This window comes from Cryocola sp. 340MFSha3.1 (genome assembly GCF_000383315.1).
Taxonomy (GTDB): Bacteria; Actinomycetota; Actinomycetes; order Actinomycetales; family Microbacteriaceae; genus Leifsonia.
In genome coordinates this window covers 1,478,162-1,504,465 of record NZ_KB911088.1, presented here as the reverse complement: position 1 = coordinate 1,504,465, position 26,304 = coordinate 1,478,162, and the positions used below count along the sequence as shown (strand labels likewise).

Genomic DNA, 26,304 nt, shown 5'->3' with positions numbered 1-26,304 from the left:
TCGGGACCGGCGACGGACGAGCTGGTATCAGCGACCGGCGGCCGAGAGCTCCTCGGCGACCAGGAAGGCCAGCTCCAGCGACTGCTGGTGGTTCAGGCGCGGGTCGCAGAGCGACTCGTAGCGGGTCGCCAGCGTCTCCTCGTCGATGTGCTCGGAACCGCCCAGGCACTCGGTCACGTCGTCGCCGGTGAGTTCCACGTGGATGCCGCCCGGGTTGGTGCCGGCAGCGCGGTGCGCCTCGAAGAAGCCCTTCACCTCGTCGACGATGTCGTCGAACCGGCGCGTCTTGTAGCCGGTCGGCGTGGTGAGACCGTTGCCGTGCATCGGGTCGGTGACCCAGAGCGGCTTCGCGTCCGACCGCTTGATCGCCTCGAGCAGCGGCGGGAGGGCATCCCGGATCTTGCCGGCGCCCATCCGGGTGATGAAGGTCAGGCGGCCGGGCTCGCGCTCGGGGTCCAGCTTGTCGATCAGGCGCAGCATGTCGTCGCGGGAGGTGGTCGGCCCGAGCTTCACGCCGATCGGGTTGCGCACGCGGGACAGGAAGTCGACGTGCGCGCCGTCGAGCTCGCGCGTCCGCTCGCCGATCCAGACGAAGTGCGCCGACGTGTTGTACGGCGTGCCGGTGCGGGAGTCGATGCGCGTCATCGGCCGCTCGTAGTCCATGAGCAGCGCCTCGTGGCTGGAGTAGAACTCCACCCGCGTGAGCTCGTCGAAGTCGGCGCCCGCGGCCTCCATGAACTTGATGGCGCGGTCGATCTCGCGGGCGAGGCCCTCGTAGCGCTGGTTGGCCGGGTTCGCGGCGAAGCCGCGGTTCCAGCTGTGCACCTGGCGCAGGTCGGCGAACCCACCCTGGGTGAAGGCGCGGATGAGGTTCAGCGTGGATGCGGCGGTGTGGTACCCCTGCACCAGCCGGCGCGGATCGGCCTGGCGCGACTCGGGCGTGAAGTCGTAGCCGTTGACGATGTCGCCGCGGTAGGCGGGCAGCGTGACGCCGTTGCGCGTCTCCGTGTCGCTGGAGCGCGGCTTGGCGAACTGCCCGGCCATGCGGCCCATCTTGATGACGGGCACGGAGGCGCCGTAGGTGAGAACGACGGCCATCTGCAGCACCGTCTTGACGCGGTTGCGGATGGCGTCGGCGGTCGCTCCGGCGAACGTCTCGGCGCAGTCGCCGCCCTGCAGCAGGAATGCCTTGCCCTCGGCTGCCCGGGCCAGCCGCGTCCGCAGCTGGTCGACCTCGCCGGCGAACACCAGCGGCGGAAGGGTGGCGATCTCGGCGGACGCGGCAGCCGCGGCCTCCGGGTCCGGCCAGGCCGGCTGCTGCTTGATCGGGAGCGTGCGCCAATACTCCAGGCCCTCGATCACGGACTCGTCAGGTCGCACGACGGGCTCTGTGGTCTGTAGCACTGGTCTTCCGCTCACTCGGGGTTTGGATGGGATATCCGAGCCTATCGCGAAAGCCGATGCGGCCGTCCTACTGTGACAGCGTCGCCCGCTTCTCCTTGACCGTGCTGGCGTAGACATCGACGTATTCCTGGTCGCCGAGGCGCTGCAGCTCGTACATGATCTCGTCGGTGACGGAGCGCAGGATGAAGCGGTCGCCCTCCATCCCGTCGAACCGGGAGAAGTCGAGCGGCTCCCCCACGATGATGCCGATGCGCCCGATCTTCGGGAGTCGCTTGCCGATCGGCATGATCTTTGCCGTATCCACCATCGCGACGGGGACGACCGGGACGCCGGCCTCCAGGATCATCCGCGCGACGCCCGTTCGGCCGCGGTACAGCTTGCCGTCCGGGCTGCGAGTGCCCTCCGGGTAGATGCCGAGGATCTCGCCACGAGCGAGTACGGCGAGCCCGGTGTTGAGCGACGCCTCCGACGCCTTGCCGCCCGAGCGGTCGATGGGCAGCTGGCCGGTGGCGTTCATGAACGCCTTGGTCGCCCATCCCTTCAGGCCCCTGCGGGTGAAGTAGTCGCTCTTGGCGAGGAAGGACACGTGCCGGTCGACCTCGAGCGGCAGGAAGATCGAGTCGATGAACGACAGATGGTTGCTCGCGAGGATGACCGGTCCGTCGGTGGGGATGTTCTCGAGGCCGACGACCCACGGCCGGAAGATACCGCGCAGCAGCGGTCCCACGATCACGTACTTCATCAGCCAGTAGAACATCGAACCGAAGCCTATCCCCGCGCTGCCCCTAGAGCGAGGATGCGTGCAGTCGCGCCAGGTCGGCCGCTCCGACCACCCCGGCGTCGTTCACCAGCTCGGCGATCGCGAACTCGGGCTCCGGGTGGAAGCCGCGGGCGGGCAGGTTCTCCAGATACGCCAGCCGAATGGGCTCCAGCAGCAGCTCGCCGGCCTGGGCGACGCCGCCGCCGAAGACGAAGAGCTGCGGGTCGAGGATGGCTCCGAGGCTCGCGCACGCCTGCCCGAGCCAGTCGCCGAGCTGGCGGAGAGCGGCGAGCGCGCCCGGGTCGCCCGCGGTGATCAGGGCGCTGATGTCGTTCCCGGTGAGCGCGCCGGTCCGGCTGCGCACATCCGCGAGTCCCTGGCCGATCCCACCCGCATCCGCGAGCTCGTTCGCCATGCGCTGCAGGGCACGGCCGGAGCCGTACTGCTCGATGCAGCCGTGCGCGCCGCAGCCGCAGGGAAGCCCGCCGGGCACGACGCGCATATGGCCGATCTCGGCTCCCGCGCCGAAGCCGCCGCGGAACAGGCGGTCGTTGCTGACGATCGCACCCCCCACACCGGTTCCGATGGTGAGGACCACCATGTCGGAGACCAGCCGGCCCGCGCCGTAGCGGAACTCCGCCCAGCCGGCCGCATTGGCGTCGTTCTCGATGATCACCGGGATGTCGAGACGCTCCTCGAGCTTCTCCCGGAAGGGCTCGTGGCGCCAGTTGATGTTCGGCGCGTAGTAGACGGTCGACTGAGCGGCGTCGATGAAGCCGGCGGCGGCGACTCCCGCACCGGCGATCTCCTCGGGGCCGTCGCTGAGGCGCTGGATCATCGCGACGACCGCGTTCTCGATCTCCTCCGGACGCGTCGCGTCGGTGGGGACGCGATCCTCCCGGACGATCGTCCCGAGCTCGTCGACGAGGGCTCCGGCGATCTTGGTCCCTCCGATGTCGATGCCGATGGCGTGCACGTGGGGCCTTCCTGGAGGGATGGTGAGAGGGAGGGTCGGTCGGGCCGGGTCTCGGGCGAGCCGTGGCGGGACCATCTAGAGTGTAATCAACCGAATCGCCCCGAGCCATTCGGCCGCACGCCCGCCCACCGGTATCGAGGGAGCTACCGTGAAACAGATCCTTACCCCCGCGATCGTCCCTGCAGACCCGGACGCCAACGCCACCGACCTGCTGGTCGACCGCGTTGCGCAGACGCCGGACCAGCCGCTGTTCAGCCTCCCGGACGGCGACGGCTGGCGCGACATCACGGCGGCGGAGTTCCACCGCCAGGTGATCGCCCTCGCGAAGGGACTGGTCGCCGCGGGCATCGAGCCCGGCGACAAGATCGGGCTGATGTCGAAGACCCGGTACGAGTGGACTCTCATCGACTTCGCCGTGTGGTTCGCCGGCGCGGTGCTCGTTCCGATCTACGAGACGTCCTCCCCCACCCAGATCCAGTGGAACATGTCCGACTCCGGCGCGATGGCGGTGTTCCTGGAGAACGCCGAGATGCACGCGCGCTTCGACGAGGTGCACCCGGAGCTCCCCGACATCCGTACTGTCTGGCAGCTGCACCTCGGCGACCTCGACAAGCTCGCCGCTGCGGGCGTCGACGTGCCCGACGAGGAGATCGAGCGTCGCCGTCGCATCGCCAAGGGCTCCGACATCGGCACACTGATCTACACCTCCGGCTCGACCGGGCGGCCGAAGGGATGCGTCCTCACGCACTCGAACTTCGTCGAGCTCTCGCGCAACTCGGCCGAGGCGCTCAAGCAGGTCGTGCAGCAGCCGGGCGGCGCATCCACTCTGCTCTTCATCACCACCGCGCACGTCTTCGCCCGCTTCATCGCCGTGCTCTGCGTCACCGGCGGCGTGAAGGTCGGCCACCAGGCCGACACCAAGCAGCTGCTGCCTGCGCTGGCGAGCTTCAAGCCGACGTTCCTGCTGGCGGTGCCGCGCGTGTTCGAGAAGGTCTACAACTCGGCAGAGCAGAAGGCGGAGTCCGGTGGCCGCGGCAAGATCTTCCGTGCCGCCGCGGAGGTCGCGGTCGAGCACTCGAAGGCCGTCGAGGCGGGCTCGGTGCCGTTCGGACTGAAGCTCAAGTTCGCCCTCTACGACCGGCTCGTCTATTCGAAGCTCCGCGCCGCGATGGGCGGCCGCGTGAAGTTCGCGGTGTCGGGCTCCGCACCGCTCGGCTCGCACCTCGGCCATTTCTACCACAGCCTCGGCATCAAGGTCCTGGAGGGATACGGGCTCACCGAGACCACGGCGCCCGCGACCGTGAACCGGCCGGACACGTTCCGGATCGGCACGGTCGGACCGGCGCTCCCGGGCGTCGACCTGCGTCTCGCCGACGACGGCGAGATCGAGGTGCGCGGCATCAACGTCTTCAAGGAGTACTGGAAGAACCCGGAGGCGACGGCTGCGGCGTTCGACGACGGCTGGTTCAAGACCGGCGACCTCGGTTCGTTCGACGAGGACGGCTTCCTCACGATCACGGGACGCAAGAAGGAGATCATCGTCACGGCCGGTGGCAAGAACGTTTCCCCCGCCGCGCTCGAGGACCCCATCCGCTCGAACCCGCTCGTGAGCCAGGTGATCGTGGTGGGCGACCAGAAGCCGTTCATCTCCGCCCTCATCACCCTCGACACCGAGATGCTGCCCACGTGGCTCGCCAACAACGGCGAGGACAAGGACATGACCCTCGCCGAGGCGTCGGTCAACCCGGCCGTCCACGCCGAGATCCAGCGCGCCATCGACCACGCCAACGCCGGTGTCTCGCGCGCCGAGAGCGTCCGCAAGTTCGTGGTGCTCGCGACGGAGCTGAGCGAGGCGAGCGGCCACCTGACGCCCAAGATGAGCATCAAGCGCAACGTCATCCTCGCCGACTTCGCCGACGTGATCGACGGCATCTACAGCGACAACCCCCGCACCGAGGGCTTCTCCCTGGCCCACTGACCCCTCGTCTCGTTCACGATTTGCGCCAAATCTCGGGTTTCGGCGTCGCAATACCGAGATTTGGCGCAAATCGCTGGAGGCGCTCGACGAACGCGGAGCGGTCGGCGAAGAGGTCGTCGGCGGTGACCCTGAGCACCCGCCAGCCTGCCGCCACGAGAAGGTCGTGACGTTTGATGTCGAGGAACCACTGGCGCCTCTCGACCCGGTGTCCGTCTCCGTCGTACTCAAACGCGATGCGCTGGTCGGGAAGCGCAAGGTCCGGGTGCAGGACCCGGCCGTCGGCGACCAGGACGGACTCGTTCACCCTGAGGCCCGTGATGCCGAGCTCCTCCAGGAACAGGCGCAGCAAGCTCTCCGGGCGGGAGTCGGTTCCGAACCGGATGCGGGACAGAGCCCAGGCTCGGGCCTTGCCTCCTTTCGTCCGGCGAACGCGGGCGGATGTCTCCGCCAATTGATCGATCGTGACGAACGGAGGGCGGTTTCGCGCGCCGACGAGATGATCGCCGGCAGCGACGAGATCGCTCGGCCCGAGCATCCCGGAGAGCTGGCACCAAACATGAGCGGGCATGGACACCGGAAGGCCGCTGACGTCCATCCCTTCGATCGCTCGCAGACTGTGCCCGGTCACCCCTCGACCGTGCGGGGCTGTGCGTGGAGAGAGCACCGACACGTGCAAGGGGCGACGAGGCGCATCAGCCGGCAACGGGATGCTGAGGAGTTCAGCGGCCGTAGTGTGACTGAAGAACGCATGCATCGGCATGACGCGCAGGTACGCCCGACACAGCTCCTGCAGCTCACCTGGACCGTACGACAGATTCACGCCGTGAAACGGATGGTGGATGTCGCCGGCGCGCAAGCGCAACGCGTCGACGCCGTGCCGCTGTGCCTGCGACAGAGTGAAAGGGACACCGACGAGCGGTCGTGGGAGGGGTGGTGGGGTTCGCATCCCGTCATCATGGCGAACACGCCCGCCGCAGGACCCTGCAGCCCGCCGATCTGTGGACAGCGCGCGTTCTCCACAGCCGCGCCGCCGATTGAGATTTGCGCCAAATCGCGGTTTTGACGCCCCCATAACCGAGATTTGGCGCAAATCTCAGGAAGGGCGGATGCGACGGCGGGTCAGACCTCGTCGCGCCAGGAGTGCGTGGGGGCGTAGCCGAGGATGCGGCGGGCCTTGTCGATCGACAGGAGGGTGTCGTTGACGCCGAGCTCGCGCTTCAGCGGCACACCGGGGAACACCTCGGCGACGAGCTCGTCGTTGGGGCGGCTCATTACGGTGTCAGCGGCGGCGATGATGAAGCGGTCGAAACCGGTCGTGTCCCACTCCAGCGCGCGGCGGATGGCCTGGGCGCCGTCCCGCGCGTCGATGTAGCCCCACAGGTTCCACTTGCGCGCCCACGGGTCGTCGTCGAACGCCGGGAACGCCGCGTAGTCCTCCGGGTCCATCACGTTCGAGAAGCGCAGCGCCACGATCTTCAGCGCCGGATCCCAGCGCACCAGCTCGATCGCCATCTGCTCCTCGAGGTGCTTCACCAGCGAGTAGGTGCTCTCCGGCCGGGCCGGGTAGTCCTCGTCGACGGGGATGTACGGCGGCGGCACGTCGAACGGCAGTCCCAGCACGGTCTCGCTCGACGCGTAGACGACATTCCGGATGCCTGCGCGGCGCGCGGCCTGGAACACGTTGTACGTGACCCGGATGTTGTTGTGGAAGGTCGCGACATCGCTCAGGATGCCGGGCGCCGGGATGGCCGCCAGGTGCACGATCGCGTCGAAGCCGTCGTGCTTGTCGTTGACGCCGAAGATCGCATCCACCGTCTGCCCGTAGTCGGTGAGGTCGACGCGGACGAAACCAGGCCCACGCTCCCCCGCCGCGTCGAGGGAGACGACGACGTCTCCCGACTTCCGCAGCTCGCGCACGACAGTGCGTCCGAGCTTGCCCGATCCTCCGGTGACCGCGATTCGCATGCGGCCAGTCTACGAGTGCAGCAGGTCGTGGGACGTCAGAACCAGTCCGACTCGCGGACCTGCTTCATCGCCTCGCGACGGCTCTCCTTGTCCAGCCGGTCGAGGTAGAGCTTGCCGTCGAGGTGGTCGGTCTCGTGCTGCAGGGCCTGCGCGAGCACACCGGTGCCCGAGACCTCGATCTCGTTGCCGTCGAGGTCGATGCCCGTCACCCGGGCGAACGGGTAGCGCAGCGTCTTGAACCAGAGACCGGGCACCGAGAGGCAGCCCTCGTCCATCAGCTCCGGCTCCCCCGACACCTCGACGAGCACGGGATTGATGACGTACCCGACCTTCCCGTCGACGTTGTAGCTGAACGCGCGCTCGTTGACGCCGATCTGCGGGGCTGCGACGCCGGCGCGGCCCGGCGGGAGCACGCTGTCCACCAGGTCCTCGACCAGCCCGCGCACGCCGTCGTCGATCTCGCCGATCGGATCGGACGGGGTCTTCAGGACGGGGTCGCCGAACAGGCGGATCTGACGCTCGGTCACAGGTACTCCTCGGTGGATCGGGCGGACGGTCGGGATGCTCAGTCGCGCTCCGCGGGCAGGCCCTCGACGACGAGAGCGGCCAGCGTGCGGGCAGAGAGGCGGGTAAGCGGCTTGAGGTCCTTCCACGACACCACCGAGCCGGCGGCCAGCTGCGGGTCGTACGGGACACGGACGATCTCGCGGACGCGTGAGCGGAAGTGCGCCTCGATCTCCTCCAGCTTCACCAGGTTCGTGGCGTGCGTGGCGGTGTTCAGCGCGACGACGGCGTTGCGGACGAGTTCGCCGTAGCCGTTCGCCTCCAGCCAGGTGAGCGTCTCGGAGGCCAGGCGCGCCTCATCCACACTGCCGCCGGACACGATGACGAGCGAATCCGCCCGCTGCAGGGTCGCGCGCATGACCGAGTGGACGATGCCGGTTCCGCAGTCGGTGAGCACGATCGAGTAGAACCGTGCGGAGAGGTCGGCGACGACGTTGTAGTCGTTCTCGTCGAACGCCTCCGAGAGCATGGGGTCGGTGTCGGACGCGAGGATATCGAGCCGCGTCTCGTCGCGCGAGACCAGCGCCGAGAAGTCGGTGAAGCCGCCGATGCTCGCGGCCTTGTGCACCACGTCCCGCACGGTCGAACGCGTCTGGCGCGGAACCCGCTCCGACAGCGTCCCGCGGTCCGGGTTCGCGTCGATCGCGATGATGCGGTCCTCGCGGGCTGACGCCAGCGCCATCCCGAGCAGCGTGGTGACCGTGGTCTTGCCCACGCCGCCCTTACGGGTCAGCACGGGTACGAAACGTGCGCCGCCCTCGAAGTGCTTCTGGATGCGGTGGTCGAGCTCTTTGCGCGCCCGCACCTTGGCCGAGTCGCCCAGGTTCACGGTGCGGAAGGTGACGTTGTAGACGAAGCGCTGCCACGGTCCCTCCGGGCCGGGACGCGTCTTGCGGTTGACCTCGAGGAGGCGGTCCGCGGTCAGCATCGCCGCCGGCTCGGGCTGTCCGGACTGCTCGCCGCGGAGCCGATCGCGGCGGGAGCCGGCGAACGCATCGGACGCGGGCAGCGGGGGCACGTCGGCGGCGGGTGCCACTGCGCCCTCTGGAGGTTCCGGCGTCGACGCGAGACGCGAGGCGACGATGGCGACCGACATGGTGGTCGGCTCGGCGGGCGACGCGACGAATCCCGGGTCGACCGGTACCTCGTCGATCGCGACGGCGGCCTCGTCCTCCGGGATCTCCCGCGGCGGCGTCGGCGGGAGGTCGACGGCGATGCTCAGCGTCGATTCCACATCCAGCGTCGGCTCGCGCGACGACGTCGGCTCGAACGAGCGCGCGGGCGTCAGCTCGTCATCCGCGGGCACGAGGTCGCGCGGGGCGCGCTCCTCGGGCGCGTCGGCGTCGGACCTGTCAGCCACGTCGTCTCGTCCTCCTTCTGCCGCGGGAGTGTCCCGCCGACTCGTCATTGTAGGCCGCCCCGGGCCGGGGCGGCCGATCAGCGCCCGCTCAGGCCGGCTGGATCACCACGAGCAGGTCGCCCGCGTCGACCTGCTGGGTCTTCGGGATGGCGAGCCGCTCGATGGTCCCGGCGATCGGGGCCGTGATGGCGGCCTCCATCTTCATCGCCTCGATGGAGGCGACCGCCTGGCCCGCTGCGACCGTGTCGCCGGCCGCGACCTGGAGGGTGACGACGCCGGAGAACGGCGCGGCCACCTGGCCCGGTTTCGCGGAATCGGCCTTCTCGGCCGCCTTGGTCTCGACGACGATGCTGCGGTCGCGCACGAACACCGGCCGCAACTGGCCGTTGAGCGTGGTCATGACCGTGCGCATGCCCTTCTCGTCCGCCTCGCCGATGGCCTCCAGACCGACGTACAGGCGCACGCCGCGGCTGAACTCGATGACGTGCTCCGAGCCCTGCTTGAGCCCGTACAGGTAGTCGAGCGTGTCGACGACGGAGAGGTCGCCGAACAGCTCGCGCATCTGCTCGTAGATGCGGGTGGGAGCCGGGAACAGCAGGCGGTTGAGGGTCGCGCGACGCTCCTCGCTCGATCCCTCGAGCGCGCTGCGGTCGTCAGCCGAGAGGTCCTCGACGCCGACCTTGACCGTCTTGCCCGCGAGTACCTTCGTGCGGAACGGCTCCGGCCATCCACCCGGCAGCTCGCCCAGCTCGCCCGCCATGAAGCCGACCACCGAGTCCGGGATGTCGTAGTTCTGGGGGTTCTCGGCGAAGTCGTCCGGGTCGGCCTTGACCGCCGCGAGGTGCAGGGCCAGGTCGCCGACGACCTTCGAGGACGGCGTCACCTTCGGGATGCGGCCCAGGATGCGGTTGGCCGCCGCGTACATGTCCTCGACGAGCTCGAAGTCCTCCGCGAGGCCCAGCGCCTTCGCCTGCTGACGCAGGTTGGAGAGCTGACCGCCGGGGATCTCGTGCTTGTAGACGCGCCCCGTGGGGCCGGGCAGACCCGACTCGAACGGGCGGTAGACCTGGCGGACGGCCTCCCAGTACGGCTCGAGGTCCTCGACTGCGGTGAGGGAGATGCCGGTGTCGCGCTCGGTGTGGGCGAGGGCGGCCACCAGGGCGGAGGCGCTCGGCTGGCTGGTGGTTCCGGCCATGGGGGCGCTGGCCACATCCACCGCGTCCGCACCCGCGCGCGAGGCGGCGAGCAGCGTGGCGAGCTGGCCGCCGGGGGTGTCGTGGGTGTGCACGTGGACCGGGAGGTCGAACCGCTCGCGGAAGGCGGCCACGAGCTTCTCGGCGGCCGACGGACGCAGCAGTCCGGCCATGTCCTTGATGGCGAGGATGTGCGCGCCCGACTCGACGATCTGCTCGGCGAGGCGGAGGTAGTAGTCGAGCGTGTACAGGTCTTCGGCGGGGTCGAGCAGGTCACCGGTGTAGCAGACCGCCACCTCGGCGATCGCCGAGCCCGTTGCGAGCACGGACTCGATGGCCGGGCGCATCTGCGACACGTCGTTGAGGGCGTCGAAGATGCGGAAGATGTCCACACCGGTCGCGGCGGCCTCCTGCACGAAGGCGTCGGTCACCTGCGTCGGGTACGGCGTGTACCCGACGGTGTTGCGACCGCGCAGCAGCATCTGGATGTTGATGTTCGGCAGTGCTTCGCGGAGCGTTGCGAGACGCTCCCACGGGTCCTCGCCGAGGAAACGGAGCGCGACGTCGTAGGTCGCGCCGCCCCAGGCCTCCACTGAGAGGAGCTCCGGCGTCATCCGGGCGACATAGGGGGCGACGGCGACCAGGTCGCGGGTGCGGACGCGCGTTGCCAGCAGCGACTGGTGCGCGTCGCGGAAGGTGGTCTCCGTGACCGCGAGCGCCTTCTGCGCACGCAGGGCCTCCGCGAATCCGGCCGGGCCGAGCTCGAGCAGGCGCTGGCGCGAGCCCGCGGGGGCCGGCGCGCTCAGGTCGATCTTCGGCAGCTTCTCCGCCGGGTCGGCGCTGATCGGGCGCGGGCCGTTGGGCTGGTTCACGGTGACATCGGCGAGCCAGTTGAGCACCTTGGTGCCGCGGTCCTTCGACGCGCGGCCCTTGAACAGCTCCGGGCGCTCCTCGATGAAGGAGGTGGAGACGTTGCCTGCGATGAAGTCCGGGTCCTCCATGACCGCCTGCAGGAACGGGATGTTCGTGGCGACACCGCGCACGCGGAACTCGGCCAGCGCACGGCGGGCGCGCAGCACGGCGGCCGGGAAGTCGCGTCCGCGGCAGATGAGCTTCGCGAGCATGGAGTCGAAGTGCGGGCTGATCTGAGCGCCCGGGTTGATCGTGCCGCCGTCGAGGCGGATGCCCGCACCGCCCGGAGAGCGGTAGGTCGTGATCTTGCCCGTGTCGGGGCGGAAGCCGGCCGTCGGGTCCTCCGTGGTGATGCGGCACTGCAGCGCCGCACCCCGGATCTGGACCGTGTCCTGGCTGAGGCCCAGGTCGGCCAGCGTCTCGCCGGCCGCGATGCGGATCTGCGACTGGACGAGGTCGACGTCGGTGATCTCCTCGGTGACCGTGTGCTCCACCTGGATGCGCGGGTTCATCTCGATGAACACGTGCTGTCCGGCGCGCTCGCCCGCGGTGTCGAGCAGGAACTCCACCGTTCCCGCGTTCTCGTAGCCGATGGAGCGGGCGAACGCGACGGCGTCGCGGTACAGCGCCTGACGGATGTCCTCCGACAGGTTCGGCGCCGGAGCGATCTCGACGACCTTCTGGTGGCGGCGCTGCACCGAGCAGTCGCGCTCGAACAGGTGCATCGTCTCGCCCGTGCCGTCGGCGAGGATCTGCACCTCGATGTGACGCGGGCGGAGCACGGCCTGCTCGAGGAACATCGTGGGGTCGCCGAAGGCGCTGTCCGCCTCGCGCATGGCCTCCTCGAGCGCCGGACGCAGCTCGTCCTTGCTGCTGACGCGGCGCATCCCGCGGCCACCGCCGCCGGCGACCGCCTTCGCGAAGATGGGGAAGCCGATCGCATCGGCGCCCGCGAGAAGCTCGTCGATGTCGCGCGACGGCGGGGTGGACTTGAGGACGGGGACGCCCGCGGCGATCGCGTGCTCCTTCGCCGTGACCTTGTTCCCGGCCATCTCGAGCACGGAGGCGGACGGGCCGATGAAGGTGATGCCGGCGGCGCGAGCCGCCTCGGCCAGGTCCGGGTTCTCGGACAGGAAGCCGTAGCCGGGGTAGATGGCGTCCGCGCCGGACTCCTTCGCGACGCGGATGATCTCGTCCACATCCAGGTAGGCGCGGACCGGGTGGCCCGGCTCGCCGATCTGGTAGGCCTCGTCAGCCTTCAAGCGGTGCATCGAGTTGCGATCTTCGTACGGGAAGACGGCGACCGTTTCGGCGCCGAGCTCGTACGCGGCCCGGAAGGCTCGGATGGCGATTTCACCGCGGTTGGCAACGAGGATCTTTCGGAACATGGGGACCTTTCGAGCAGGGGTCGACACCACACAGCAAACGGTTAGGTTCTCTAAGACTAGTGAAGGTAACGTGGCTCTCGTGCACGTACTCAGCGTTAGCTCCCTCAAGGGCGGTGTCGGAAAGACGACGGTGACGCTCGGTCTGGCGTCGGCGGCGTTCGCGAAGGGCCTCCGGACGCTGGTGGTGGACCTCGATCCGCAATCGGATGTCTCGACCGGCATGGACATCCAGGTCGCCGGTCACCTCAATGTCGCCGATGTGCTCGCGTCGCCCAAGGAGAAGATCGTGCGCGCCGCGATCGCCCCGTCGGGCTGGACGAAGGGCCGTTCCGGCACCATCGACGTCATGATCGGCAGCCCGTCCGCGATCAACTTCGACGGACCGCACCCGAGCATCCGCGACATCTGGAAGCTCGAGGAGGCGCTCGCCAACGTCGAGCACGACTACGAACTGGTCCTCATCGACTGCGCCCCGTCGCTCAACGCGCTCACCCGCACAGCGTGGGCCGCGAGCGACCGGGTGGCCGTCGTGACCGAGCCCGGCCTGTTCTCGGTCGCCGCCGCCGACCGTGCGCTGCGTGCGATCGAGGAGATCCGCCGCGGGCTCTCGCCGCGCCTCCAGCCGCTCGGCATCATCGTGAACCGCGCGCGCGTCCAGTCGCTGGAGCACCAGTTCCGCATCAAGGAGCTGCGCGACATGTTCGGGCCGCTCGTGCTGTCGCCCCAGCTGCCGGAGCGCACGTCCCTGCAGCAGGCGCAGGGCGCGGCGAAGCCGCTGCACGTCTGGCCGGGCGAGAGCGCTCAGGAGATGGCGCACAACTTCGACCTGCTGCTGGAGCGTGTGCTGCGCACCGCCCGCATCGGCGAGTACGCGACCGCCCAGTCCTGAACTCGGGCTCACCCCCGCCGTCGAGTCCGCACAAATTGCACGTTTCCGGCGCCCGGAGCGTGCAATTTTTGCGTACTCGACGGGGGGTGGAGAGCGCGGGGAGTTTAGGAGGCGCGGGTGCGCGCGGCGCGGCGGGCGGCGAGCTCGTCCATGGCGTCGGTCTGCGTGTCCAGCTCGACGAGGCTCGACTCGACCTCGCGCAGCACCTTGCCGACGGCGATGCCGAAGACGCCCTGCCCGCGGCTGACCAGGTCGATGACCTCGTCGTTCGAGGTGCAGAGGTAGACGCTCGCGCCGTCGCTCATCAGCGTCGTCTGGGCGAGGTCGTTCACGCCCGACTCGCGCAGCTGGTTGACCGCCGTGCGGATCTGCTGCAGCGAGATGCCGGTGTCGAGAAGGCGCTTCACCAGCTTGAGGACGAGGATGTCGCGGAAGCCGTACAGGCGCTGCGAACCGGAACCCGCGGCACCGCGGACAGTCGGCTCGACCAGTCCGGTGCGCGCCCAGTAGTCCAGCTGGCGGTACGAGATGCCGGCCGCGCGGGCGGCGACCGCACCGCGGTAACCGTTCACGTCGTCCATCTCGGGGAGGCCGTCGGTGAAGAGGAGTCCGAGGTCGTACCGGGCGACGCCGTCTTCACGACTCAGTTCGCTCATGTTGTTCGCCTCTCACCCCGGGTTGTGGATCGCGCGTCGCATCCGCGTCGCTTCATCCACGGTACCCATGCGGCGGTCGCCGGGCAACGACATCCGCCCTTTCGGTTTCGGCGTGTCGAGGCGCCGGGGCCGTCACGGACGCAGCCGGGCGATGGATGAGCGGATGATGCTGCCGCGCACCACGTCGAGCTGCGCCGCGATCTCCCGGGCGAGTTCGGCCGTACGGGCCTTACTGCTCACGTCGTTGCGGCGCGCGATGGGGACGAGCGCGGTCTCGATCAGCCCGATCTCGCGCTCGGCCGCTGCGCGGAAACCGCGGAGGTGCCGCGGCTCGATCCCGCTGCGACGGAGCTCGGCGAGGGCGCGGAGCACGGTCAGCGCCTCGTCGCCGTACACGTCTGAGGCGGGGAGCAGCGAGGCGCTCACGGCGTCTTGCAGCAGTTCCGCGTCGGCGCCGGCCTCGCGCAGCAGCTCGTCACGCCGGTACCGCCGGGTGCCGGCGAGGATGGACCCCGCGGGCGCTGTGCCAGGGAACGCCGGATCGAGCCCCGCATCCAGGTCGGCGAAGTACTTCTTGATGACCTTCAGCGGGAGGTAGTGGTCGCGCTGCATGGCGAGCACGGCGCGCAGCCGCTCCACATCGGCCGGCGAGAACTTGCGGTACCCCGAGGCCGTGCGGGCCGGCGACACCAGCCCGCGCTCCTCCAGGAAGCGCAGCTTCGACGACGACAGGTCCGGGAACTCGGGAGTGAGCCGCGCGAGGACCTGGCCGATGCTGAGCAGGGCCGGAGCGCCGTCGGCGGCCCTGGTGGCCGGCCGGGCCACTAGCCGTTCGCCGCTGCGGCGAGGTCGTGACGCGAGGCGTAGAAGGTGAGGCGGAACTTGCCGATCTGCACCTCGGCCGAGTCGGAGAGGAGCGCGCTCTCGATCCGGACGCCGTCGTAGTACGTCCCGTTCAGAGAGCCCAGGTCGCGGACCTCGAAGGAGGTGCCGCGGCGGGTGAACTCCGCGTGACGACGCGAGACCGTCACGTCGTCGAGGAAGATGTCCGCGTTGGGATGGCGACCGGCCGTCGTGACGTCGGCATCGAGGAGGAAGCGGGCGCCCGAGTTCGGCCCCCGTCGCACGATCAGCAGGGCGGAGCCGGACGGCAGGGCGGCGATGGCCTCCTGCTCCTCCGGCGACACCTCGCCCGAGGGGTACATCTTCGAGATGAACTCCTCGCCGAAACGCGCGGTCGTGTCCTCGTTGCCCGCCGCGTCCCGCAGGGGGCCCTTGGCGGCGTCGTCGGCCGGGCCGTTCGGGTTAATGTCTTCAGGCACCGTCAACCTCCTTGCCGTCCAGCGTATCCGATCGCGGGCTCCTGTCATCGGCCGGAAGGCGGATTACCCGTGCCGTCTCCCGGATGTACACGATGCCGGCCCACCAGTAGAGGAAGGCGCCCCACAGCGCGAAGGCCCAGCCCAGCGGGAGGGAGAAGGGTGCGAGCGGCTCGAACGCCTCGCCCAGCATCAGCAGCGGGAGCGCCCAGAACAGGCAGAAGGTGGCCACTTTTCCCAGGTGGTGCACGGGAAGCGGCCCGAACCCGTGGTTCGCGAGGATGACGCCGAGGACGGCGAGCATCACGTCCCGCGCCACGATGACGAGGAACAGCCACCAGGGGATGACCTCGCGCCAGCACAGGCCGATGAGCGCCGCGAAGATGTAGAGCCGGTCGGCGGCGGGGTCGAGCAGCTGCCCGAGACGGGACTCCTGGTGCAGGCGGCGGGCGAGGAAGCCGTCGAGGAAGTCGGTCACGCTGGAGAAGACCAGCACGAGGAGGGCGAGGCCGTCCTCCCCGACGATGATCAGCCACAGGAACACGGGGACCAGCGCGAGCCGGAAGAAGCTGAGCACGTTGGGGATCGTCCACACCCGCGAACTCACCACGGCGCTCTCACCCTGCACGCTCCCGAGTCTAGTGAGGACGCGGCGTCCACTCGGAAAGGCGGTCACGCAGGCCCATGGCATCGTAGGGGGCGCGCACCTTCACGTCGTTGTCGAAGTAGGCGTACACATCCCGGCCGTGGGCGAGGTGGATGCTGAGCTCCGCCGCCCAGCGGTCGAGCGACTCGTCGGTGTACCCGCTGGTGTACAGCTCCTCGTCGCCGTGCAGCCGCACGTAGACGAAGTCGGCGGTCGTGTCGCGGATGACCGGATAACGGCCGGCGGTGTCCGCCAGCACGATCGCTACCCCGTGTGCGCGGGCGAGCGCGGCGAACTCCGGGACGTCGAACGAGGCGTGGCGCACCTCCACCGCGTGCCGCAGCGGACGCTCCTCCCCCGCCGCCAGGTGGGTGCGGTCCTCCTTCAGCGTCGTCTCGCGGGCGAGCGCAGCCGCCTCGGTCGTGGTGCGCGGCAGCATGCCGAGGAACGCATCCACCTCCCCCGCCTCGAACTGCAGGGTCGGCGGCAGCTGCCACAGCAGCGGCCCGAGCTTCGGACCGAGGGCGAGCACGCCGGAGGCGAAGAAGTTGGCGACGGCTCCGCGGGCGTTCTTCAGGCGCAGGATGTGGGTGATGTAGCGGCCGCCTTTGACCGAGAACACGAACTCGTCCGGGGTGCGCTCCGCCCACGTCCGGTAGCTCGTCGGACGCTGCAGGGAGTAGAAGCTGCCGTTGATCTCGATGGAGTCCAGCCGCTCGGCGGCGTACTCCAGCTCGAGGCGGTGCGGCAGCTTCGGCGGGTAGAACACGCCTCGCCACGGGGCGTAGGTCCAGCCGGAGATGCCGATGCGCGCGAACGCCATCAGCGGCCCCGGAGCTGCTCGAGCAGTCGTCGTTCGCGCTTGGTCGGGCGTCCGGCGCCACGCTCGCGCAGCACGGCGGCCGGTGCCTCGGTGCGTGGCGGGGGTGGCGGAGTGCGGTCCTCGAAGCAGCCGGCGGCCGCGGCGGCGCCCAGCCGCTTGGTGATCAGGCGGCGTGCGATGTAGATGCGCTCGACGCCGCCGACGAGCGCGCGCACCTCGTCGCCGACCTTCACCGGCTGGGCGGGCTTCGCACGGTCGCCGTTCACCTTCAGGTGGCCCGCCTTGCACGCGTCGGAGGCTGCGGAGCGCGTCTTGAACAGCCGGACCGCCCAGGCCCACGAGTCGACGCGGACGCTGGAGCGGCCGCCGTCGGGCGGCGTCGCGTGCGGGGTGGAGCCGGCCATGTCAGGCCACCGGGACCGGGCGGCTCTCCGCCCGCTGCCCTTCCGGCGCCTGCTCCTCGTCCGCCAGCGATGCCTTCCACTTCACGAGGCTCCGGACCGTGCGGCTGCGGTCGGATGCGAGCTTCTCCATCACATCCGCCGGGACGAAGTAGTTGACGGCGACCCAGCCGCGCACGGTCTCGGAGCGGTCGTCCGCGAGTTCACGCAGGATGTCGCACGGCGTCGCCTCGTTCTTCGCGACACAGCCGCGCACTCCGTCGTCGGGGTCCTTCGCGAGCGTCGCGAACAGGTCCACCGGGGTGTTGTAGCTGCTGGCGACCGCCTCCCGGATCTTCGGATTCGGGTCGGACGCCAGCAATCTCAGGCGGCGGAGCTTGCTCTCCGTCACCTCGGGTGCCGGGTGCAGCGCGGCCGCCTCCTCGGCGGTGAGCATGGCCGGCCGGTGGTTCCGCATGGCCTGGCGCTGGGCGGGGGTGTTGAACCGGATGCAGGACATGCCTCCACCGTAGCCCCGGTCCTCAGCGTCGCGCGGGGTGTGTCACCGCGATTCGGGCGACACGCGCGCCGCTCCGGCCCCGCGGCCGGGGAACCACGGGATCACCGGCGAGGTGCGCGCCTGGTACTCCGCGTACTCCGGGTAGCGCGACCGGCTGATGCTCTCGGTGAACACCGTCGAGCCGACGAAGAGGCCGGTCAGCAGGAGCGGCCCGATGACCGTCCACTGCAGGAGGGATCCCGCGGCGACGCAGCCGAACAGGAAGAGCACCCACCACTGCGCCTGCTCGAAGAAGAAGTTGGGATGACGTGAGAAGCGGAAGAGGCCCGACTGCAGGAAACGCGGCGACGGCTCGCGGCCGGCAGCCACCTCCAACTTCTTCCAGCGGTGGAAGTTCCACTGCTGCTGGTCGGCGATCGTCTCGCCGGTGAGGAAGAAGAGGAACACGGCGGCGAGGATGACGTCGAGCGCGTTCAGCGGCGTCCGGTGCTGGAACGCGGTCCAGGCGGGGAGGGCGATGAGGAGCAGCAGGATGTTCTGGTAGATCACGATGAAGAACAGGTTGAAGACCTGGAATGCGCCCGCGCCCATCCGCCCGCGCAGCACCACCCAGCGGTAGTCCTCGCCCCCGGGCGCGTAGCCGCCCTTCCGGGCGAAGTTGAAGGTGAGGCGTGCGCCCCACAGCGTGACCAGGATCGCCATGAGGTCGAGGCGCGCGTCCGCCAGGCCGGCCGCGCCTGCGAAGACCCACACGTACACGACGGGCACGATCGACCAGATGCGATCCACCCAGGAGTGCTCGTTGGTGATGAGGGACAGCACCCAGGTCGCCAGGCAGGCGGCGGCCAGGATCCAGAGACAGACGATGAAGGGCTCCACGTGCACAGTGTAGAACTCCCGTGCAGCCGCCGTGACTTCGTCGGGATGCTGCTGAATGAAAGCCGAGGAGGACTCGAACTCTCAGCGCGACACGCCTAACGTGTCAGCGTGTCGATTTCCGGTCCCCACGCGTTCCGCGCCGTGCTCCTCCGTGACAACGGGGAGCCCGCGCGTACGCTCACGCTGCCCAGCGACGTGGATGTGCCGCCGAGCCGCATCCGCGTGCCGTCCGACTTCGTCGGCGCGTCGGCGTTCGACGTCTACGAGCTGGTCGACGACCGGTCGTGGCCGGAGGAGGCGACGTTCCAGCTGGTGTCGACCGTCCCGCGTTCCACCGACGACCTGCCCGAGCACGAGCGCGACCTGCAGCAGAGCGGCGATCTCGACAGCGACGACGAGCGCGCCTGAGCCCGCGCCGTCAGTTCTGCAGCACCGAGATCACGTTGCCCGCGGGGTCGCGGAACCACGCGATATCGGGTCCTTGGCCGGCCGCCCGGCCCCGGAGCACGCCCTTCTCGTCGGTCGGCAGCGACGGATCGTCGTAGATCGCCGTCGCCACCCCGCGGGAGTTGAGGTCGTCGACGGCAGCGTCGATGTCCTCCACGACCAGGTTCAGGATGGTGAACGTCGCCGGCGTGTGGTCGGGCTTCGGATAGATGAACACGTGACCGCCGGAGGGCAGCTCGAGGTCGAGGTTGCCCATCGGGCCGTCGCTGATCGCGAGCCCGAGGGTGTCGCCGTAGAAGGATTTGGCCGCGGCGATGTCGTCGACGCTGAAGCCGCTGAAGATCTCGAGTGGGGTGACCATGGCGTCCACTCTGCTCGCGCCGGCCGCGCCGTGTCTAGAGCGGGTTCAGACGAACCGCACGGCCTCCTGCAGCCGGGTCCGCAGTTCGAACGCGCGGTCGACGCTCTCGCGTCCGGCCGCGTTGGCGCCGTCGCGGAGCAGCCGCGGGAGGAGGGACCGGCGCACGAGCATCGAGCCGCTCAGCCGGCCGCGCCGCACGACGTCGAAGGGCACGTCGAGGTCGTCGTCCGGCACCACGACGATGTAGCCGGTGAACCGGACGCCGGCCTGCCGGCCGAAGCTCTTCGCCGCGTGGTACAGGTCGTGGAAGGGCTCCTCGTCGGAGCCGATGCCCTCGCCGACCACCTCGCCCTTCGCGAGCTTGACCGGAGAGCCCCAATCCGCCGAGCGGATGGCGAACAGTCCGGCTGGACCGAGGACGATGTGGTCGATCTTCGCGTCGGTCGAGGGATGCACGGCCACGTCGTTCCAGATCGTGAAGCCGATGCCCAGCCCGGAGACGGCGCGTGCCGTCGCCTCCTCGGCGAGCGCGACCGCCAGCAGCTGGCGGATCTCGCGCGGTGCGGAGCGCACCAGGGCGGGATCGTACGGGTCGCGGTCGTCGGTGCCCCGGCCCATCCACTCGCGCATGAGAGAGAGGAAGCGCTCCCGCGATCGGCCGCCGGGATGCCCGTAGCTGCGGGCGCGGACGGTCGCGCCGCGCGAGGTCCCGCGCGAGGTGTGGAAGGTCGCGCTGAACCCGCCGCCGGCGGAGTCGCCGGCCACCGCATCCACCGTGATGCTCTCGCCGCGGTCGTACCGGGCGCGGTCCTCCGGGTCGCCGATGAGCTCCCACGCCTGCTGGACGGCCTGGAACGCGGCCGCCGTGCCGCCGGTGTCGGGATGGGTCTCCCGCAGGAGACGCCGGTAGGCGCGGCGCAGGTCGTCGTGGCTCACATCCGGACGGACGCCGAGGACCTCGTAGGGGCTCGGGGCGGCCGGGGAGTCGCTCATCGCTGGGGCGTCGCTTTCGGTTCTGGCGGGGGCGGAGATTACGACGATAGCGCGCGCGACCGCGAAAATGCCGAAACCATATTGCGGCCGGAAACTGACCGCATCCCGCTCTAGCCTGGAATCATCCGATCACGAAAGGGTGTCACCATGACCATCACCGACTGGCGCATCGAGCTCATCATCCTCCCCGTCACGGACGTCGACCGGGCCAAGGCCTTCTACGTCGATGCGCTCGGCTGGAACGCCGACCACGACCAGCGGGTCTCGCCGGAGCTCCGCTTCGTGCAGATCACCCCTCCCGGTTCCGCGTGCTCGATCGCGTTCGGCGAGGGACTCACCGACATGGCGCCCGGCACGATGAAGGGCCTCCAGATCGTCGTGCCCGACGCCGACGAAGCCCTCGCGCACCTCACAGAGCACGGCGTCGAGGCGCGCGGCGTCGCCGACCTCGCCTGGGGACGCTTCGTCGACTTCACCGACCCCGACGGCAACGCCTGGACGCTGCAGCAGCTCCCGAAGCGCGACTAGCACGCTCTCCCTCTTCTCCCGCGCGCTCCGCCCCACCGTCGAGTCCGCATAAATTGCACGCCGACCACCCGCTCGGCGTGCAATTTTTGTGGACTCGACGGTGGGGGGATGGGGGTCAGCGGAGGGAGGCCCAGAGGATGAGGAGGAGGGTGACGACGAAGCCGCAGGCGTAGTTGATCCAGAGGAAGCGGCGCCAGCCGCGGTTCGCGGTGCTGGAGTCGGCGTCCGTCACCGACCAGAACGGGGCGGCGGCCGCGATGTACGGGAGGGCGAGCACGGCGGCGAGCGGGCCCGGCCACGCGGTGAACAGCATCGCGACGCCGGCCGCCGCCCAGGCGACGATCGCGAGCCGCACGGTCGCCGCCGCGCCGATGGCGGTCGCGATGGACGAGATGCCGCCTTCGCGGTCGGGCACCACATCCTGAACGGCGCCGAACGCGTGACTGCCGACGCCCCAGAGGAAGAAGGCGAGCAGCACCAGCCACAGCTGCGGGGTGAAGACCGCGCCCGCGAGCACCAGCCCGTACAGGGCGGGGCTGACGAAGTGGATGCTCGAGGTGGCCGAGTCGAGGAACGGCACCTCCTTGAACCGGAGGCCCTTCACCGAGTACGCCAGCACCGCGAACAGCGAGAATGCGAGCACCAGCCAGGACAGCGGCGACCCGACGATCACGAGGTACACGACGAACGGGAGGGTCGTCACGGCAGCCGCGATCAGGGTGCGGCGGTGCGCCGACCGGTCGAGCAGTGCCCCCTCCGCGCCGCCCTTCCGCGGGTTGCGCAGGTCGGACTCGTAGTCGAAGACGTCGTTGATCCCGTACATCGCCAGGTTGTACGGGATGAGGAAGAAAATGGTGCCGATGACGAACGTCGCATCCACCCGGCCGGTCGTGAGCAGATAGGCGGCGGCGAACGGGAACGCGGTGTTGATCCAGCTGAGCGGGCGCGACGCCAGCACGAGCTGCCGGAAGGGGGCTGCCGGGGCCACGGCGGTCACGACCTGCTCCCCCGCCGCCGGGTCAGCAGCCACAGCGCGGGCAACAGCAGGAGTCCGGCGATCGGGTACGCGAAGTCCTCGAGCGGCACGAGCCCGACGCGCACGCCGCTGATGCGCGCGTCCTGATAGGTCATGAACCCTGCGCCGATCATCAGATTGTCGAAGACCGCGGTCAACAGCAGGATGACGACGGCCGCGATGACGATCGGAGCCCACCAGCGACGCACCAGCCGCGCCCGGTCGCGCGCGGTCGCCAGCGCGATGACGAGCACGGCCGCCGCGATCGCGACGAAGACCAGGCTGAGCAGTGCGTACGTCATCGGGCACGCTCCTTCGCGTGCTGCGGGTCGCCGGTCTGCCGGCGGCGCGCATCCATCACCGCTCGCGCTCCGAAGACGGCGACCAGGGTGAGGTAGCAGAGGAACAGCAGGAAGAAGACCTCCTCCAGCGGCAGCTCCGGGGCGAGCTCGACGCCGGTCATCAGCGGCGACTCTCCCCGGGCGAACACGCCGAGCAGGATACCGGCGGCATCCCACGCCAGGAAGAAGGCCAGGCCGACGGCGAGCACGATCGTCGCCCGGCGCGCATCCCGCCAGAACACCAGGCGGAAGCGGGCGTCGAGCAGCACCATCGCCGCCAGCGAGAGGAGCAGGCAGCCGAGGTAGACGAACGTCACGACACCCGCTCCGCCTGCGGGGCGGGAAGCGGTTCGGGCAGCGGACCGGCCCCGCCGTCGCCGCGCAACCGCTTCAGCACCAGCTCGGCGCTGATCAGGCACATCGGCAGGCCGATGCCGGGGATCGTGGAGCAGCCGGCGTAGAGCAGGTTGTCGACCTTCGCGGAGGCGTTGCCGGGGCGGAAGAACGCACTCTGCCGGAGGGTGTGCGCCGGGCCGAGGGCGCCGCCGCTCCAGGCGTTCAGGTCGGTCGCGAAGTCCTCCGGTCCGACCGTGCGACGCAGCACGATGCGGTCGGCGAGATCCGGGATGCCGGCCCAGGCGGAGATCTGGGCGATGGCCGCGTCGGCGGCACGCTCGATCGCGCGGTCGCCCGCGCCGTTCAGTCCGCCGGCGCCGAGCGACACATCCGCCGGCACCGGGATGAGCACGAACAGGTTCTCGTACCCCTCCGGCGCCACGTCCGGGTCGGTCGTGCTCGGCATGCACACGTACAGCGAGGCCGGGTCCGGGATGCCGGGATTCGGCCCGTAGATCGTCTGGAAGTTGGCCTCCCAGTCGGTGGTGAAGAACAGGTTGTGGTGGGTCAGCTCCGGCAGACGGCCGCGCACGCCCAGCATCGCGAGCACGACGCCCGGGCCGGGGTCGCGGCGCTCCCACTTCTTCTCGGGATGCGTGCGCAGCTTCTCGGGGAGCAGCGCCGTCTCGGTGTGGTGCAGGTCGGCGCCGGACACGACCACGTCGGCGTCGACGGTGTGCACGGCGCCGGACGCATCCCGGTACTCGACGCCGGAGGCGCGCGGACGCGGCGAGGCGCCGTCGGCGGTGGTGCGGATGGCGGTGACCCGCGCCCCGGTCACGAGCCGGGCCCCCGCCCCCTCCGCGAGCGCGGCCACCCGGTCGATCAGCGCTGCGAAGCCGCCGAGCGGATACCGCACCCCGTCGTCGAGGTCGAGGTGGCTCATCAGGTGGTACATGCTCGGCGCGCGGTCCGGTGAGGTGCCCAGGAACACCGCGGGGTAGCCGAGCACCTGGCGCAAGCGGACATCGCGGACGAAGCGGGCGGCGTAGCGGTCGAGCGGTTCGAGCAGTAGCCGGGCGAGGCGGGGCAGCCGGCGGATCAGGTCCGACGCGAACAACGGCCGCAGGTCGGCGAAGGTGCTGTAGAGGAAGCGGTCGACGGCCAGGCGGTACGTCTCGGCCGCGCCCGTCAGGTACCGGTCGAGCGCGGCGCCGGCGCCCGGCTCCTCCCGTTCGAACACCGCGCGGTTCGCGGCGCCGTCGGCGAGGATGTCGAGCGGCGGCCGGCCGTCCTCCGAGAACACGCGGTAACCCGGATCGAGCGTGACGAGGTCGAGCTGCTCGGCCGTGGAGGTGCCCATCAGCCGGAAGAAGTGGTCGAAGACCTCGGGCATGAGGTACCAGGAGGGCCCGGTGTCGAAGCGGAACCCGTCGTGCTCCCACGAGCCGGCGCGGCCGCCGAGGGTCGCGTTCTGCTCCAGCAGCGTGACCCCGTAGCCCTCGCGGGCGAGCAGCGCCGCTGTGGCGAGACCCGCGATCCCGCCGCCGATGACGACCGCGGTCTGACCGGTCATGGTCGCGCCCCCTGCGGCGAGCGCGGGAGTGCGGCCGAGACGGTCGCGCGCGTCAGGATGCCGAGCTTCACCCGAGTCGGGACGCTGATCCGGCGGGTCAGCAGTTCGCTCGCAGGCGTCGAGCGGATGCGGTCGCTCAGCTCCGCGAACAGTCCGTGCGCGGCGATGATCGCCCGGCGGCAGTTGTCCGGGAGCTCCGGGATGACGTCGGCCGCCGCCCCGAGGTCGCAGTCGATGTCGACGACCAGGGCGAGCTTCTGCCGTTCCGTCAGCCGCGCCGGGTCGATGCCCGGGAAGTAGCTGCGGCCGAGCTCGGTCCAGTCGACCGCGAGGTCGCGGAGGAAGTTGATCTTCTGGAAGGCGGCGCCGAGCCGTCGGGCGCCCGCCTCCAGCCGCCGGCGCGTGTCGTCCGGCACCGGACGGTCGGCCAGGAAGACCCTGAGGCACATGAGGCCGACCACCTCGGCCGAGCCGTAGACGTACTCGCGCAGCTCCTCCGCCGTGAAGTCCACGGGGCTGAGGTCGCGGCGCATGGACGCGAAGAAGGGACGGGTCAGGTCGACACCGATGCCCGTCGCCCGGGCGGTCACCGCGAACGAGTGCACGACGACGTTGGCACTGTACCCGGTGCGCATCGCGCGCTCGGTGTCGGCCTCCAGGGCGTCGAGCAGCTCGCGCTGGTCGTCGACGTCGAGCCCGGCCTCTGCCGCGGCCCCGTCGACGATCTCGTCGGCGACGCGGACCAGCGCGTACACGTCCTCCACCCGCGGACGGATCTGCGCGGCGAGGAGGCGGGTCGCCATCCCGAACGACGTCGAGTAGGCGTGGATGATCGTGGCCGCGCCGGCGTGCGCCGCGTCCGTGTAGGTGGCGAGGTCGGTCGGCACGGTGGTTGTCGGGGCCTCGGGCGCTCGAGTCATGCGATCCTCCCGATGCACGAGCGTGCCACGTCGGCGAGGGGCTCGGCCAGTGCCGGCGGGATGGATGGGGAGTCGAGCAGCGCGACGGCACGATCGACATGGTCGGCGAGCAGACGCTCGACGAACCGGCGGGCGCCGCACTCCTCGAGCACGGTGGCGAGCCGTCCGGCCTCGTGCGGCGCGAGGTCGCCACGGCCGAGGGACGGCGCGACCTCCTCCCATCGGGCGGTTCCACGCGCGTACGCGATGAGAGAGGTCTCCTTGCCCTGCCGGAGATCGCTGACGATGCTCTTGCCCGTGACATCCTCCGCGCCGAAGACGCCGAGAAGGTCGTCGCCGAGCTGGAACGCGATCCCGACGAGCCGGCCGTACTCGGCTAGCGACGCGAGGACGTCCTCTCCCCCGCCGGCGAGCAGCGCGCCCGTCATCAGCGGACCGGACACCGAGTAGGCGGCCGTCTTGTGCTCGGTCATGGCGAGAACGTCCTCGAGTGCCGGGGCGTCGTCGCCCAGGCGCTCCGAGAGGGCGACGTCGGCGAGCTCGCCTGCCGCCGTGACGAACACGCTGTGGTCGAGGATGTCGAGGAGGCGCTCGCGCGTCCACTCGTCCGTGTCGGCGCGGGCGAGGACAGTGGATGCGGCGTGAAGCAGCAGATCGCCGGCCAGGATGGCGCCGGACTCTCCCCAGCGCCGGGCCCGGACCGCGCTCGCCCCGTGAGCGACGGCGTCGGCGGCGAACTCGCCCGCGGTGTTCGGCCGGCCGCGCCGGACGGTGTCGCCGTCGATCACGTCGTCGTGCAGCAGGAACGCGGTGTGCAGCAGCTCGTACGCGACCGCCCCGGTGCAGGCGACGTCGCGCTCGACGCCGCCGAGTCCGCGGTACGCCAGGAGGACGAAGCGCGGGCGGATGCGCTTGCCGCCGTCTGCCGCATCCCGAGCCGACTCCCACAGCCGGCGGTAGGAGGGGTCGTAGGCGGAGGCTGCGGAGATCCGCTCGGTGAAGAAGCGGTCGAGCCGCTCCTCGACCGACGCGAGGTCGTGCGCCACAGTGTCGTCAGCCTGGTGCGGGGTGGCCGTGTCGGCGGGCGCTTTCTCGTCAGGAGTCCGTGCGTCAGGAGTCTGAGTCTCGGGGTGCAGCTGTGTCATACCCGGCTCCCTTGTCTAGCTTGGGTAGCA

The 26,304-nt window shown here is 70.1% G+C and carries 28 protein-coding genes; 4 read left to right on the top strand and 24 right to left on the bottom strand.

Annotated elements, in window-relative coordinates; genetic code table 11:
* Positions 1–27 precede the first annotated feature (27 nt).
* The 3 genes from H284_RS0118295 to H284_RS0118285 form a co-directional block, all read right to left on the bottom strand.
* Positions 28–1,362, bottom strand: a complete 1,335-nt coding sequence (locus H284_RS0118295) for a class II 3-deoxy-7-phosphoheptulonate synthase (protein ID WP_020077360.1) — start codon at positions 1,360–1,362, stop codon at positions 28–30.
* 109 nt (positions 1,363–1,471) lie between these two features.
* Entirely contained in the window at positions 1,472–2,161 is a 690-nt protein-coding gene (locus tag H284_RS20415; RefSeq protein WP_018191385.1) for a lysophospholipid acyltransferase family protein, read from the bottom strand.
* Positions 2,162–2,189: 28 nt separating this feature from the next.
* Complete coding sequence (locus tag H284_RS0118285; protein ID WP_020077359.1) at positions 2,190–3,140, bottom strand: ROK family glucokinase; 951 nt, start codon at positions 3,138–3,140, stop codon at positions 2,190–2,192.
* 148 nt (positions 3,141–3,288) lie between these two features.
* On the opposite strand from H284_RS0118285, the gene H284_RS0118280 reads away from it, so the two are divergent.
* Positions 3,289–5,118: an AMP-dependent synthetase/ligase gene (locus tag H284_RS0118280; RefSeq protein ID WP_018191387.1), complete on the top strand. Its 1,830-nt coding sequence runs from the start codon at positions 3,289–3,291 to the stop codon at positions 5,116–5,118.
* 13 nt (positions 5,119–5,131) lie between these two features.
* Here H284_RS0118280 and H284_RS20965 read toward each other — a convergent pair whose 3' ends face one another.
* The 5 genes from H284_RS20965 to H284_RS0118255 all read right to left on the bottom strand — a co-directional run bounded on the left by H284_RS20965 (position 5,132) and on the right by H284_RS0118255 (position 12,500).
* Positions 5,132–6,064, bottom strand: coding sequence for an endonuclease domain-containing protein (locus H284_RS20965; RefSeq protein WP_155885517.1), 933 nt, complete (start codon positions 6,062–6,064; stop codon positions 5,132–5,134).
* 173 nt (positions 6,065–6,237) lie between these two features.
* Complete coding sequence (locus H284_RS0118270) at positions 6,238–7,083, bottom strand: NAD-dependent epimerase/dehydratase family protein (protein ID WP_020077357.1); 846 nt, start codon at positions 7,081–7,083, stop codon at positions 6,238–6,240.
* A 35-nt stretch (positions 7,084–7,118) separates the two neighbouring features.
* Positions 7,119–7,610, bottom strand: coding sequence for a peptide deformylase (gene def / locus H284_RS0118265; protein WP_018191390.1), 492 nt, complete (start codon positions 7,608–7,610; stop codon positions 7,119–7,121).
* A gap of 38 nt (positions 7,611–7,648) precedes the next feature.
* The gene (locus H284_RS0118260) at positions 7,649–9,007 is read right to left on the bottom strand and encodes a MinD/ParA family ATP-binding protein (RefSeq protein ID WP_020077356.1); all 1,359 of its coding nucleotides are present in this window, start codon (positions 9,005–9,007) and stop codon (positions 7,649–7,651) included.
* An 88-nt stretch (positions 9,008–9,095) separates the two neighbouring features.
* Positions 9,096–12,500, bottom strand: coding sequence for a pyruvate carboxylase (locus H284_RS0118255; protein ID WP_020077355.1), 3,405 nt, complete (start codon positions 12,498–12,500; stop codon positions 9,096–9,098).
* Positions 12,501–12,579: 79 nt separating this feature from the next.
* Between H284_RS0118255 and H284_RS0118250 the strand changes: the two genes are divergently transcribed.
* The gene (locus H284_RS0118250; RefSeq protein ID WP_026307211.1) at positions 12,580–13,389 is read left to right on the top strand and encodes a ParA family protein; all 810 of its coding nucleotides are present in this window, start codon (positions 12,580–12,582) and stop codon (positions 13,387–13,389) included.
* 104 nt (positions 13,390–13,493) lie between these two features.
* Here H284_RS0118250 and H284_RS0118245 read toward each other — a convergent pair whose 3' ends face one another.
* From H284_RS0118245 to H284_RS0118210, 8 genes are all read right to left on the bottom strand, one after another.
* On the bottom strand, positions 13,494–14,045 hold the full coding sequence (locus tag H284_RS0118245; RefSeq protein ID WP_018191394.1) for a MerR family transcriptional regulator: 552 nt from the start codon (positions 14,043–14,045) through the stop codon (positions 13,494–13,496).
* Between the two features lie 132 nt (positions 14,046–14,177).
* Positions 14,178–14,870, bottom strand: coding sequence for a transcriptional regulator FtsR (gene ftsR / locus H284_RS0118240; protein WP_018191395.1), 693 nt, complete (start codon positions 14,868–14,870; stop codon positions 14,178–14,180).
* On the bottom strand, positions 14,870–15,367 hold the full coding sequence (locus tag H284_RS0118235; RefSeq protein WP_020077353.1) for an FHA domain-containing protein: 498 nt from the start codon (positions 15,365–15,367) through the stop codon (positions 14,870–14,872). Before H284_RS0118235 ends, ftsR begins: the two co-directional genes overlap by 1 nt.
* On the bottom strand, positions 15,360–15,992 hold the full coding sequence (clsA, locus tag H284_RS0118230; protein WP_018191397.1) for a cardiolipin synthase ClsA: 633 nt from the start codon (positions 15,990–15,992) through the stop codon (positions 15,360–15,362). The genes H284_RS0118235 and clsA overlap by 8 nt, the downstream gene beginning before the upstream one ends.
* Positions 15,993–16,002: 10 nt before the next feature.
* Positions 16,003–16,833, bottom strand: coding sequence for a DUF72 domain-containing protein (locus tag H284_RS0118225; protein ID WP_020077351.1), 831 nt, complete (start codon positions 16,831–16,833; stop codon positions 16,003–16,005).
* Positions 16,833–17,237: an RNA-binding S4 domain-containing protein gene (locus tag H284_RS0118220; RefSeq protein ID WP_020077350.1), complete on the bottom strand. Its 405-nt coding sequence runs from the start codon at positions 17,235–17,237 to the stop codon at positions 16,833–16,835. Before H284_RS0118220 ends, H284_RS0118225 begins: the two co-directional genes overlap by 1 nt.
* 1 nt (position 17,238) lies before the next feature.
* Positions 17,239–17,733, bottom strand: a complete 495-nt coding sequence (locus H284_RS0118215; RefSeq protein WP_020077349.1) for a hypothetical protein — start codon at positions 17,731–17,733, stop codon at positions 17,239–17,241.
* A 42-nt stretch (positions 17,734–17,775) separates the two neighbouring features.
* Positions 17,776–18,612, bottom strand: coding sequence for a DUF1295 domain-containing protein (locus H284_RS0118210; RefSeq protein ID WP_231371276.1), 837 nt, complete (start codon positions 18,610–18,612; stop codon positions 17,776–17,778).
* A gap of 108 nt (positions 18,613–18,720) precedes the next feature.
* On the opposite strand from H284_RS0118210, the gene H284_RS0118205 reads away from it, so the two are divergent.
* Complete coding sequence (locus tag H284_RS0118205; protein ID WP_018191402.1) at positions 18,721–19,020, top strand: hypothetical protein; 300 nt, start codon at positions 18,721–18,723, stop codon at positions 19,018–19,020.
* Between the two features lie 10 nt (positions 19,021–19,030).
* Here H284_RS0118205 and H284_RS0118200 read toward each other — a convergent pair whose 3' ends face one another.
* On the bottom strand, positions 19,031–19,420 hold the full coding sequence (locus tag H284_RS0118200; protein WP_020077347.1) for a VOC family protein: 390 nt from the start codon (positions 19,418–19,420) through the stop codon (positions 19,031–19,033).
* A gap of 45 nt (positions 19,421–19,465) precedes the next feature.
* Entirely contained in the window at positions 19,466–20,413 is a 948-nt protein-coding gene (locus H284_RS0118195; protein WP_020077346.1) for a DnaJ domain-containing protein, read from the bottom strand.
* 147 nt (positions 20,414–20,560) lie between these two features.
* On the opposite strand from H284_RS0118195, the gene H284_RS0118190 reads away from it, so the two are divergent.
* The gene (locus tag H284_RS0118190; protein WP_018191405.1) at positions 20,561–20,941 is read left to right on the top strand and encodes a glyoxalase superfamily protein; all 381 of its coding nucleotides are present in this window, start codon (positions 20,561–20,563) and stop codon (positions 20,939–20,941) included.
* A gap of 115 nt (positions 20,942–21,056) precedes the next feature.
* On the opposite strand, the gene H284_RS0118185 is transcribed toward H284_RS0118190, so the two are convergent.
* Genes H284_RS0118185 through H284_RS0118160 form a run of 6 tightly spaced genes read right to left on the bottom strand, consistent with a single transcriptional unit; the run spans position 21,057 to position 26,274 of the window.
* A complete protein-coding gene (locus H284_RS0118185) occupies positions 21,057–21,929 on the bottom strand; it encodes a prenyltransferase (protein ID WP_502685494.1) in 873 nt (290 codons plus the stop codon).
* 5 nt (positions 21,930–21,934) lie between these two features.
* The gene (locus H284_RS0118180) at positions 21,935–22,258 is read right to left on the bottom strand and encodes a lycopene cyclase domain-containing protein (protein ID WP_020077344.1); all 324 of its coding nucleotides are present in this window, start codon (positions 22,256–22,258) and stop codon (positions 21,935–21,937) included.
* Positions 22,255–22,614 carry a lycopene cyclase domain-containing protein gene (locus H284_RS0118175; RefSeq protein WP_020077343.1) on the bottom strand — a complete coding sequence of 120 codons (360 nt, stop codon included), beginning with the start codon at positions 22,612–22,614 and terminating at the stop codon, positions 22,255–22,257. Before H284_RS0118175 ends, H284_RS0118180 begins: the two co-directional genes overlap by 4 nt.
* Positions 22,611–24,209 carry a phytoene desaturase family protein gene (gene crtI, locus H284_RS0118170; protein ID WP_020077342.1) on the bottom strand — a complete coding sequence of 533 codons (1,599 nt, stop codon included), beginning with the start codon at positions 24,207–24,209 and terminating at the stop codon, positions 22,611–22,613. The genes H284_RS0118175 and crtI overlap by 4 nt, the downstream gene beginning before the upstream one ends.
* On the bottom strand, positions 24,206–25,129 hold the full coding sequence (locus H284_RS0118165) for a phytoene/squalene synthase family protein (RefSeq protein ID WP_020077341.1): 924 nt from the start codon (positions 25,127–25,129) through the stop codon (positions 24,206–24,208). The genes crtI and H284_RS0118165 overlap by 4 nt, the downstream gene beginning before the upstream one ends.
* The gene (locus tag H284_RS0118160) at positions 25,126–26,274 is read right to left on the bottom strand and encodes a polyprenyl synthetase family protein (RefSeq protein WP_029043016.1); all 1,149 of its coding nucleotides are present in this window, start codon (positions 26,272–26,274) and stop codon (positions 25,126–25,128) included. Before H284_RS0118160 ends, H284_RS0118165 begins: the two co-directional genes overlap by 4 nt.
* Positions 26,275–26,304: the final 30 nt, after the last annotated feature.

Excerpts from the sequence above, each read along its gene's own strand:
- H284_RS0118270 (WP_020077357.1), bottom strand. The coding sequence starts at position 7,083 with ATGCGAATCGCGGTCACCGGAGGATCGGGCAAGCTCGGACGCACTGTC.
- H284_RS0118180 (WP_020077344.1), bottom strand. The coding sequence starts at position 22,258 with ATGACGTACGCACTGCTCAGCCTGGTCTTCGTCGCGATCGCGGCGGCC.
- H284_RS0118200 (WP_020077347.1), bottom strand. The coding sequence starts at position 19,420 with ATGGTCACCCCACTCGAGATCTTCAGCGGCTTCAGCGTCGACGACATC.
- H284_RS0118225 (WP_020077351.1), bottom strand. The coding sequence starts at position 16,833 with ATGGCGTTCGCGCGCATCGGCATCTCCGGCTGGACCTACGCCCCGTGG.
- H284_RS0118245 (WP_018191394.1), bottom strand. The coding sequence starts at position 14,045 with ATGAGCGAACTGAGTCGTGAAGACGGCGTCGCCCGGTACGACCTCGGA.
- H284_RS0118190 (WP_018191405.1), top strand. The coding sequence starts at position 20,561 with ATGACCATCACCGACTGGCGCATCGAGCTCATCATCCTCCCCGTCACG.
- H284_RS0118195 (WP_020077346.1), bottom strand. The coding sequence starts at position 20,413 with ATGAGCGACTCCCCGGCCGCCCCGAGCCCCTACGAGGTCCTCGGCGTC.
- H284_RS0118165 (WP_020077341.1), bottom strand. The coding sequence starts at position 25,129 with ATGACTCGAGCGCCCGAGGCCCCGACAACCACCGTGCCGACCGACCTC.
- H284_RS0118220 (WP_020077350.1), bottom strand. The coding sequence starts at position 17,237 with ATGGCCGGCTCCACCCCGCACGCGACGCCGCCCGACGGCGGCCGCTCC.
- H284_RS0118215 (WP_020077349.1), bottom strand. The coding sequence starts at position 17,733 with ATGTCCTGCATCCGGTTCAACACCCCCGCCCAGCGCCAGGCCATGCGG.
- H284_RS0118255 (WP_020077355.1), bottom strand. The coding sequence starts at position 12,500 with ATGTTCCGAAAGATCCTCGTTGCCAACCGCGGTGAAATCGCCATCCGA.
- H284_RS20415 (WP_018191385.1), bottom strand. The coding sequence starts at position 2,161 with ATGTTCTACTGGCTGATGAAGTACGTGATCGTGGGACCGCTGCTGCGC.
- H284_RS0118160 (WP_029043016.1), bottom strand. The coding sequence starts at position 26,274 with ATGACACAGCTGCACCCCGAGACTCAGACTCCTGACGCACGGACTCCT.
- H284_RS20965 (WP_155885517.1), bottom strand. The coding sequence starts at position 6,064 with ATGCGAACCCCACCACCCCTCCCACGACCGCTCGTCGGTGTCCCTTTC.
- crtI (WP_020077342.1), bottom strand. The coding sequence starts at position 24,209 with ATGACCGGTCAGACCGCGGTCGTCATCGGCGGCGGGATCGCGGGTCTC.